This is a genomic window from Dactylosporangium sp. NPDC049742 (assembly GCF_040674675.1).
Taxonomy (GTDB): domain Bacteria; phylum Actinomycetota; class Actinomycetes; order Mycobacteriales; family Micromonosporaceae; genus Dactylosporangium; species Dactylosporangium maewongense.
Window position 1 is genome coordinate 117073 of the sequence record NZ_JBFANF010000036.1, and the last position, 9682, is coordinate 126754.

The following is a 9682-nucleotide window of genomic DNA, read 5'->3' on the forward strand; positions in this document are numbered from 1 at the left end:
CGCGGCGACGTACAAGGGGCGCCCCCCAAAGCCCTTAAAGCCTTACAGGGCTTACAGCGGCGTGGGGGGCAGCTCGGCGAGCGTCAGCAGCATCGGCGCGCCGGCCTGGGTGGCGAAGGCGATCAGCTCGCTGCGCCACGGCTCGAGGCGCTCGGCGGCGGCCGGCCCGAGCCGCCCGAGGGCCTGCACGGCCCAGGTGAGCGACAGCATGCGGGCGGAGGCGTTGGGGATCTCGCCGTACAGCTCCGCGGCGGCGAGGTGCATGTCGGCGGCCCGGGCGAAGTCCCCGTCGACGAACGCGATCGCCCCGGTGATCGTCCGCAGCGCCGCCTCGACCCACGGCGTGCGGTGCGGCACGTCGGCGAGCATGTCGCGGATCGCCATCATCGCGACCCGGCCGGCGGGGACGGCGGCGTGGGCGGTCGCGTCGATCCACTCGCCGCTGGCGATCGCCCGCACCTCCCGCCAGGTCTTGGCGAGCTCGACGATCAGCGCCTCGGCGTCACGTGAGCGGCCCTGCAGCGCCAGGCAGAGGGCGCCGTGGCCGAGGACGGTCCACTGCAGGCGGTAGAAGCCGCTGCGCCGGCCGGCGGCGACGAGGTCCTCGACCTCGTCGGCGTTGATGAACGGCTCGCCGCGCAGGATCTTCATCCACGCGTGCGCGCCGCGGACCTGCAGGTCCCATTCGGAGGCGGGGGCGCGTTCGGCGACGCCGATGAGGGTGGCCCAGTCGCCGGTGAAGTACGCGACCTGCGCGACGTTGGAGTAGCCGGTGGCGAGGGTGTGGCTGCCGGGCACGGTGTTGCGGGTGCTCTCGTACATCGCCGCGGACGCGGTCCAGTCGCCGTCCTCCAGCAGCGCCCACGCGACGTTGCGCATCGCCCGGTGCTCCGACAGCAGCCGCCGCTCCCGGCACACCTCGAGCGCGGCCTGCAGCTCGACCAGGCCGGACCGGTCGCCGGCCTGGAAGAGCGCGGTGCCGATGGTGATCCGGGCGCTGGTCGCGACCTCGATGAGGCCGAGCCGGTCGGCGATCTCCGCGGCGGCGCTGGCCGCGGCGACGGCGGGCTCGACCTCGAAGTTGGACATGTGCAGGCGGCCGAGCTCGGCGTACGCGTCGGCCTTCTCCGGCGCGTCCGGCAGCTCGTCGAACAGCTCCACGGCCCGGTCCAGGCACGACAGGGCACCGAGCCGGTCGGCGCGCAGCCACGCGGCCTGCCCGCGGATCGTCCAGGCACGGGCGGCGCTGGCCTGCTCACCGGCCGCGTAGAGCCGATCGGCGAGGCTCGCCAGCTGGTCCGTGCCCGCCATGGCCGCGTCGGCGCTTCCGGTTCCGCCGGATCCGCCGGTACGGGCAGCGCCCGCCGGACCGGAGCCGGCGGTGCCGAGGAAGGACTCCGGGTCGGCGTAGAAGGCGATCTCCGTGGCCAGGAGCTCGATCCGCAGCCGCTCGCCCTGGTCGGTGCCGTCGTCGCAGAGGGCGAGGGCCTTGCCGGCGTGGGCGGCGGCGGCGTCGAGGGCGTGCAGCGCGTACGCGCGGCGGGCCGCCCGGTGCAGCGCGTCCCGCGCCGGCGCGCTGTACCGGGGCGCGTCGAGGCCGAGCGAGCCGGCGATCTCGTAGGCGGTGTACCGGTGGTTGGCGACGACCTCGGCGAGGTCGGTGTCGCGGTCGGCGGCGACGCTGTCGAGCCAGGCGGCGGTCAGCTCGTGCCGGGCGACCCGTTCGGTGCGGGGGAGCCGCTGGTAGCAGACGTCGCGGACCAGGACGTGGCCGAAGCGGTACTCGGTCTGCCCCTCCATCGTCGAGGCGGCCTGCTCGTGGATGAGGTCGCGCTGCTCGAGGCGGCGCAGGGAGCGTTCGATGCCGTCGGCGGGGCGGCTCATCGCGGCGGCGACCGCGCCGGGCCAGAAGTTCATGCCGACGACGGAGGCGGCCTGCAGCACCGCCCGGTCGGCGGCCTCGAGGAGGTCGACCCGGTTGGCGATGACCGCGTGGACGCTGTCGGGCATCGGCAGCACCCGGCTGAGGGTGTCGGAGGTGCGGACGTTGCCCTGCTCGGCGAGCATGCGGGTGTACTCGAGCGCGTACAGCGGGTTGCCGTCGGCGAGTTCGACGAGTGAGTTGAGCGAGTGGCCGGGGAACGCGGCCTGCCCGAGCAGGTGCGCGTACATGGTGGCGATCTCGGCGTCGCGCAGCGGTGGCAGCGTGATGGTGACCGAGCCGGCGATGGCACCGGCCCAGCTGGCGTTGCGCTCCAGGAACTCCGGCCGGGCCGTCGACAGCAGGAGCAGGGGCACGTCCCGTACCGACGCGCCCAGACGCTCCACGAACCGCACCATCGACTCGTCGGCCCAGTGCAGGTCCTCGAACACCAGGACGGTCGGCCGGTGCGCGGCCAGCGCGACCACGAAGCGCCGCCAGGCGGACTCGGTCTCGTCGGGGGCGAGCTTCGGCCCGGGCAGGCCGACGAGCGGGCTGAGCGCGTCGGCGAGCCGCTCGGCCTCCGACGGGGTGACGATCACGCTGAGCGCCGTGTCGAGCCGCTCGCGGGCGGTCTCGGCGCTGTCGGTGTCGAGGATGCCCGCCTGCGCCTTGACGATGTCGGCGAGCGCGGCGTACGTCACGTTCTCCCCGAACGGGGGACAGCGGCCGGTGCGCCACGCGACGGGCGCGTCGAAGAGCCGCTCGGCGTGCAGGAACAGCTCGTGCACGAGCCGGCTCTTGCCGATCCCGGCGTGCCCGATGACGGTGACCAGCTGCGGGGTGCGCTCGCGCAGGCCCCGGTGCAGGGCGTTGACCAGCAGGCTGAGCTCGTGGGTGCGGTTGACCAGGGGCGTGGAGCCGGCCTCCCGGTCGGGGTGGTTGCGCCGCAGCGGCGCGAGGGCCAGCCACACCTCGGTCGGGGTGGAGCGGCCACGCAACGTGGCGGGGGGCTGCGCCTCGTAGCGGATCGACGACTTGGTCAGCGCGTACGTGCTGCCGCAGACGAGCACCCCGCCGGGCGGGGCGAGGGACTGCAGCCGGGAGGCGGTGTTGACGACGTCGCCGGCGACGATCGCCTGGCCGCCGTCGCGGGCCGCGGCCACGTCGACGAGGGCCTCGCCGGTCGCGACCCCGACGCGGAAGCGCAGCGCCCGCTCGCCCTCGCCGGTGCTGGCGTACCGCGCGAGCACCCGCTGCAGCTCCAGGCCGGCGCGCACGCAGCGCACGGCGTCGGTCTCGGTGGCCACGGGCGCGCCGAAGAGCGCCATGACGGCGTCGCCGATGTACTTCTCGACGACCCCGCCGTACTGGCCGATGACCTCGCGGGCGGTGGAGAAGAAGCCCTTCTGCAGCTCGCGGACCAGCTCGGGGTCGGCGCGCTCGACATAGGGCGTGAAGTCGATCAGGTCGACGAACAGGACGCTGATCCGCCGGCGGTCCTCGCTGCGGGTGGCGGAGATCGGCACCGTGGCCCGGCCGATGTGGCCGCCGCCACGGTCGGCGCGGCTCGCCGTGCCGCCGCCCGCGCCGGTGGCGGCGCGCGGGGTGCCGCAGCCGGTGCAGAACGACGCGTCCGGGCTCAGCGATCGGCCGCATGTCGCGCAGGCAGGACTCAGCTCGGCGCCGCATCCACCGCAGAACCGGTCACCATCGCCTGACTGGCGGCCGCAGCGTGCGCACTGACTGGAAATCGCCGACACTCCCTGATTCGGATCCCCGCACATCCTCACACGCCGGGGACCCGATCGACCACCGCGTTGCGGCACGCAACGCGGTGGTGCGACCGGCAGGTCAGCGGTCGGTCATCCCGGCGCGTCGGCGCAGGGCGCTGAGGTCGGTCACGACGATCCGCCGGCCCTCGGTGCGCAGCCAGCCGCGGCTGGCGAACGACCCGATGGCCTGGTTGACGCTCTGCCGCGAGCCACCGGCCATCTCCGCCAGCTGGCTCTGGTTGAGCTCGATGGTCACCATCGGCGCGTTGGTCTCGCCGGCGAGCCGGACGAGGGTCTTGGCGACGCGGCCGGGCAGGTCGAGGAAGACGTGGTCGGCGTTCTGCTCGGTGAGGCGCCGGATGAGCGCGCCGAGCGAGCGCATGACCGCGTCCAGGATGCGCGGGTTGGCGTGGACGAGCTCGATGAACGCGTGCCGGGACAGCGCCAGGGCCTGGCAGTCCTCGATCGCCTCCGCGGACGCGGACCGGGCCGCGCCGTCCAGCAGCGACACCTCGCCGAGCGTGTCGGGCGGGCGGACGACCGACAGGACCGCGCGCTCGCCGGTCGGCGCGGTCCGGAACACCATCACGGCACCGCGCTTGAGCACGATGAGTGACTCGCCCGGATCGTTTTCGACGAACAGCAGCTGGCCCTTGCGGTATGTCCGTGGCACCGCCGCCTGGATGACCCGCTGACGAACATCGGGATCCAGGCCGCTGAACATATCCACACCGGTCAGCGCGTCGCCGGGATCTGGCAGCCGACCCTCCACGGTCAAACCCCTCCCGGTGCAGCGTTGATTCGGTCCCATGATCACCGTAGGTGATCACGAGCACAGTACGGAACTTCTACCAGATCATGACGCGCGTGTCGGAGTCTGTACATCCCCCGCATCGGCTCACCGACAGCCCGCGCATGAGCCCGCAGGCAGGCTAGTGCCAGCACGCGAACCGCTGGGGGGCGGGGTTGGTGTCAGATGCCCGGGAGGCCGGTGGTGCGAGCACCGCTTCCCGGGCATCTGCCTGTTCACCGGGCATGGACGCCGTTGTTGGCGCATAATGCGCAGCGTGGCCCCCGCTGCCGACCAGGTGCACACGACACTGCGCAGGAGTTGGCAGTGCGACCCCGGCCCGTGCATTCCTCTCGGTGAAGACGCCTGGCGGGTCGAGATCGACAATGGCCAATTCGAACCGAATCCGCGTGATGCGGCCCACTTCGTGGTGAAATGGGCTCCGGTGGCCGCGCGGCGCGGCTTCGAGGCCGGCCTGTGCGCCGCCGAGCACCTCGACGCGTCGGGTGTCTGCGCCGGGCGCCCGGTCCGGGCCGCCGACGGCGCGCTCACCACCGCGCTCCCCACGCGCGCGGGTGACGGCGTCATCGCCCTGATGTGCCTGGTCCCCGGCCGCCCGCTGCACGCCGACGACCCGCTCGACCAGTCGTGGTGGGGTGGCGCGCTCGGCGCCGCGCACCGCAGCCTGCGCCGGTTCGTGCACCCCGACCTGGCGAAGTTCCAGGTCGCGGCGGTGCCGGCGGCGGCGCCGCACCTGACGATGGAGCCGTGGCTCGGCCCGGCCGTGACCGAGACCGCCGCCGTGGTGCGCCGCATCATGGTCACCGACCAGCTCACCTACGGGGTCCGGCATGGCGCGCCGGACGCCGCCCGCTTCCGCCTCGACTCCAGCACCGGGCGGGTCGGACTGGTCGGCTGGGCCGCCGCCGGCACCGGTCCGCTGCTGTACGACCTCGCCCACGCCGTCCTCTGCGCGGGCGGCACCGCGGCGCAAGCCCTGGTCGAGGCGTACGTGCGGGCCGGGCCGGTCCCGGCCGACGAGTGCGCTGCGGTCCTGCCCGCGATGCTCGCGCTGCGCACCGCCGCCCGCGCCGCCGCCGTCGCCGAGAAGATCCACGCCGACGGCGGCACACCCCGCGACCACGCCGAGCTGACCAGGATGGCCGCGCTGCTGCTGTGAGCCGACCTTGCGGCCCTACCCTGCCGCCGCACCGCCGGTCGGCGACGGGGCAGGATGGGAGCGGTGTCGGCATATCGCTACTTCTACGACTGTGAGTTCATCGAGGACGGTCGCCTGATCGACCTGGTCTCCATCGGGGTGGTGGACGAGCACGGCCGCGAGTACTACGCGGTCTCCACGGAGTTCGACGGGTCGCGGGCCGTGCCGTGGGTGCGCCGCAACGTCCTGGACAAGCTGCCGTCGCCAGCCGACAAGGCGTGGCGCTCCCGCGAGCGGATCCGCGAGGAGCTGCTCGAGTTCCTCGTCGAGCCGCTGCGCGCCGGCGAGGCCGACGAGCTGGAGCTGTGGGCGTGGTACGCCGCCTACGACCACGTCGCCCTCGCCCAGCTGTGGGGGCCGATGCCGACGCTGCCCCGGGAGATCCCCCGCTTCACCAAGGACCTGCGCCAGCTGTGGGACGAGACGGGCCGGCCGCCCCTGCCGGCGGCGGAGGGGCGGCACGACGCGCTCGTCGACGCCAAGCACAACCTCGCCAGGTGGCGGGTCATGCACCCCGCGTGAGCACGTCCTCGTCGCGGCGGGCGGGTCCTGCGCCCGGCGTGACGGGCCGCCTGGTCAGCGGGATCCGTACAGCGAGGTACAGGGGCAGGCCGATCGGCGAGAGCAGGATCGTCAGCACCAGCAGCGGCGCCATGATCAGCGGGTGGACCCGCCGCTCCCGGCTGTCCAGGTAGATCCAGCGGCCGACGAGCAGGTCCCACGCGAGGACCTGCGCCCACACGGCGGCGACCACGTCGTCGTCGGCGAACAGCGCCCGCACGCCGGCCAGGTCGGGGTTGAGCATCTCCGCGGCGAACTCCGGCAGCACCGGCGCGATCGCGAACGCCCACACGACCAGCGCCGGCAGGGCGATGAACACCGACCCGGCGATCCGCTCCGACCAGCGCCACCCCGGCGCGAAGATCATCAGCACCCAGAACGGCGCGACGACCAGGAACGCGAGCTGGAACAGGGCGTCAGCCATCAGTGGACCTCGCTCAGCATCCGTGCCTCGGTGGCGGTGGGCTCCACGGTACGGGGGCCGCTCAGCGCCCACATCGTGCCCGCGACGGTGGCCAGAAGCGCGACGCCCGCGGCGGCGAGGGTCAGCGCGTCGGGGTCCACGATCGACTGGCCGCGCAGCGCCTGCCAGACGGTCAGGCCGGTGAGGGCGGCGTACGCGAGGCCGGCGACCGTCACGAGCCGGGCCCGGACCTGGTCGGGGCGCAGCCGCGCGAAGCGCCGCGAGGCGAGCGCCAGCAGGAACCCGAGCAGCGGCAGCGCCTGCAGGGCGTGCATGCCGATGAAGTGCCCGGCGCGCAGGTCGCCGCCGGTGGTGCTCCAGCCGACCAGGGGCAGGCCGGGGCCGCCGTCGGCCACGCCGACGCTGTGCGCGCCGACGATCGTGGGCGACTCGCCCGCCGGCAGGTCGAGCTGCGCCTTCGTCGGCATGGTCATGAGGAAGCCGACCATCATGCCGGCGAGGCCGACGATCAGCCCGAAGCGGACCGCCAGGGCGTTCGCCCGGTCCGGCAGCCGCTGGATCAGCAGCAGGACCGCGAGGATCAGCGTGCACACCCAGGCGATCGCGATCGTGGCGCCCATCACGCTGTACAGCGTCGAGTCGAACGGCGTCTGGTTGTTGAAGTGGCTCTGCCGGCCCCGCGCCGCCTGCCCGACGATGATCACGATCTCGGTGGTGAGGGCGGCGACCGACACGGTGCCCAGCCACCAGCCGAGCCGCTGCCGCCGGTCCAGCAGCGACAGCATCCAGGCGATGGTGACGGAGTAGACGGCGATGGAGACCGAGAACTTGAACGGCTTCAGCCAGAGCGGCGCGCCGACCAGCTCGCGGTCGTCGAGGAGGACGCCCGCGCCGGTCAGGACCGCGAGGACGGTCAGCGCCGCGGCGCTGACGACGAGGGGGCGGTGCAGCTGTGCGAGTCGCATCAGAAGCTCCCAGCAGAATGGATAGTCGAACTATCGATAGCGGCGCTTTCCACTATTGGAGAGTTACACTATCCGTGTCAACCCTGAGAGGACCCTGATGCGCATCGCTGAGCTGAGCCAGAAGACCGGCGTGCCCGTGCCGACGATCAAGTACTACCTGCGGGAGGGGTTGCTCCCGGCCGGCGAGCTGACCAGCCCCAACCAGGCCAGGTATGACGATCGACACGTTCAGCGGCTGCGGCTGGTGCGGGTCCTGCTCGACATCGGGCGGTTGCCGATCGCCACCATCCGCGACCTGCTCACCGAGCTCGACCAGCCCGACCCCGACGTGCACGAGGTGCTCGGCCGGGCCCTGCCGGCCTCCGTCGGCACCCGCGAGACCAGCGACCCGGCGATGCTCGCCGCGGCGCACGATCGGGTGAGAACCTTGATCAAGGAGCGCGGCTGGCTACTGTCGGACAACGCCCGCACCCGGCAGGCCGCGGCCGAGGTCGTCGCCGCGTTTCGGCAGGTCGGCGCCGATGTCGAGCACCTGCTGGAGCAGTACGCGGACCTCGCCGAGCGGATCGCCGTGCACGACCTGCGCTTCGTCGCCCAGGCGGAGGGCAACGAGGGCAAGCTGCACGCCGCCGTCGTCGGCTCGATCCTCGGGGATTCCCTGCTCGCCGCCCTGCGGCGGATGGCGCAGGAGCACGAGTCGGCCAAGATGTTCGGCATCCGTGACGACAGCTGTTAGGACGGATGTGCCGACTGGTGCGACGTCGGCATGTTCAGGAGGAGCGACTACAGTGCGCTGTGAATCGGCAGCGTCGCCAACGAGTGGGACCCTCCGGCTCGGTCGTGCCCGTCAGGGCGGTCGAGCAGCACCGCAACCAGGAAGGCAAGATCTAGCATGCGTATCGGCGTACTGACCGGGGGCGGCGACTGCCCCGGCCTCAACGCGGTCATCCGGGCCGTGGTCCGCAAGGGCATCGCCACCTACGGTCACGAGTTCGTGGGCTTCCGCGACGGCTGGCGTGGCCCCCTTGAGGGCAACACCCGTGAGCTGGGCATCGCTCAGGTCCGTGGCATCCTGCCGCGCGGCGGCACCATCCTCGGCTCCTCCCGGACCAACCCGTTCAAGATCGACGGCGGCGTTGAGAAGATCAAGTCGAACCTGGCCGACCTCGGCATCGACGCGCTCGTCGCGATCGGCGGCGAGGACACCCTCGGCGTCGCGGCGAAGCTGACCGACCTGGGCGTCAACGTCGTCGGCGTGCCGAAGACGATCGACAACGACCTCGGCGCGACCGACTACACGTTCGGCTTCGACACCGCGGTCAACATCGCGATGGAGGCGATCGACCGGCTGCACACCACCGCCGAGTCGCACCACCGCACCCTCGTCGTCGAGGTCATGGGCCGCCACGCCGGCTGGATCGCGCTGCACGCCGGCCTCGCCGGTGGCGCCAACGTCATCCTCCTGCCGGAGCGGCAGTTCGACGTCGACCAGGTCGCCGGCTACGTCGAGAAGCGCTTCCAGACGCAGTACTCGCCGATCGTCGTCGTCGCCGAGGGCGCCCAGCCGCTCGACGGCCAGATGGTGCTGCACAACCAGGAGCTCGACGCGTTCGGCCACGTCCGCCTCGGCGGCGTCGGCCAGTGGCTCGCCGAGCAGCTGGAGGCGAAGACCGGCAAGGAGGCCCGCACCGTCGTGCTCGGCCACATCCAGCGCGGCGGCACGCCGACCGCGTTCGACCGGGTCCTCGCCACCCGCTTCGGCCTGGGCGCGATCGACGCCGTCCACGAGGGCGACTTCGGCAAGATGGTGGCGCTGCAGTCCACCGACATCGTCCGCGTGCCCCTCGCCGACGCGACCCGTGAGCTCAAGACCGTCCCGGTCGAGCGCTACACCGAGGCCGAGGTCTTCTTCGGCTCCTGAGCCCGTCGCGACGGTCCCGCGCCGTGGCGAGCAGCCGCTGCTCGGCCGGGCCGGCGCCGAGCGCCTGGATCAGCGCGTCGAACCGGTTCGTCGGCGGCAGCGTCTC

8 protein-coding genes are annotated in these 9682 nt (G+C 72.9%); 4 read left to right on the plus strand and 4 right to left on the minus strand.

Going from position 1 to position 9682, the window contains the following annotated elements:
* Positions 1 to 51: 51 nt before the first annotated feature.
* Positions 52 to 3708: an adenylate/guanylate cyclase domain-containing protein gene (locus tag AB0J72_RS35650; RefSeq protein ID WP_363406617.1), complete on the minus strand. Its 3657-nt coding sequence runs from the start codon at positions 3706 to 3708 to the stop codon at positions 52 to 54.
* A 67-nt stretch (positions 3709 to 3775) separates the two neighbouring features.
* Positions 3776 to 4468, minus strand: a complete 693-nt coding sequence (locus tag AB0J72_RS35655) for a Crp/Fnr family transcriptional regulator (RefSeq protein ID WP_344506284.1) — start codon at positions 4466 to 4468, stop codon at positions 3776 to 3778.
* Between the two features lie 463 nt (positions 4469 to 4931).
* Between AB0J72_RS35655 and AB0J72_RS35660 the strand changes: the two genes are divergently transcribed.
* Both AB0J72_RS35660 and AB0J72_RS35665 read left to right on the plus strand, forming a co-directional pair.
* Positions 4932 to 5666: a serine kinase gene (locus tag AB0J72_RS35660; RefSeq protein ID WP_363406621.1), complete on the plus strand. Its 735-nt coding sequence runs from the start codon at positions 4932 to 4934 to the stop codon at positions 5664 to 5666.
* A gap of 63 nt (positions 5667 to 5729) precedes the next feature.
* Positions 5730 to 6227, plus strand: coding sequence for a polyadenylate-specific 3'-exoribonuclease AS (locus tag AB0J72_RS35665; RefSeq protein ID WP_363406624.1), 498 nt, complete (start codon positions 5730 to 5732; stop codon positions 6225 to 6227).
* Here the strand turns inward: AB0J72_RS35665 and AB0J72_RS35670 are convergent.
* Complete coding sequence (locus AB0J72_RS35670; protein WP_363406627.1) at positions 6211 to 6690, minus strand: ABA4-like family protein; 480 nt, start codon at positions 6688 to 6690, stop codon at positions 6211 to 6213. The genes AB0J72_RS35665 and AB0J72_RS35670 overlap by 17 nt on opposite strands.
* Positions 6690 to 7655, minus strand: coding sequence for a hypothetical protein (locus AB0J72_RS35675; protein ID WP_363406630.1), 966 nt, complete (start codon positions 7653 to 7655; stop codon positions 6690 to 6692). The genes AB0J72_RS35670 and AB0J72_RS35675 overlap by 1 nt, the downstream gene beginning before the upstream one ends.
* Positions 7656 to 7752: 97 nt before the next feature.
* Between AB0J72_RS35675 and AB0J72_RS35680 the strand changes: the two genes are divergently transcribed.
* On the plus strand, positions 7753 to 8391 hold the full coding sequence (locus AB0J72_RS35680) for a MerR family transcriptional regulator (protein ID WP_363406633.1): 639 nt from the start codon (positions 7753 to 7755) through the stop codon (positions 8389 to 8391).
* 156 nt (positions 8392 to 8547) lie between these two features.
* On the plus strand, positions 8548 to 9576 hold the full coding sequence (locus AB0J72_RS35685) for a 6-phosphofructokinase (RefSeq protein WP_363406636.1): 1029 nt from the start codon (positions 8548 to 8550) through the stop codon (positions 9574 to 9576).
* Positions 9577 to 9682: the final 106 nt, after the last annotated feature.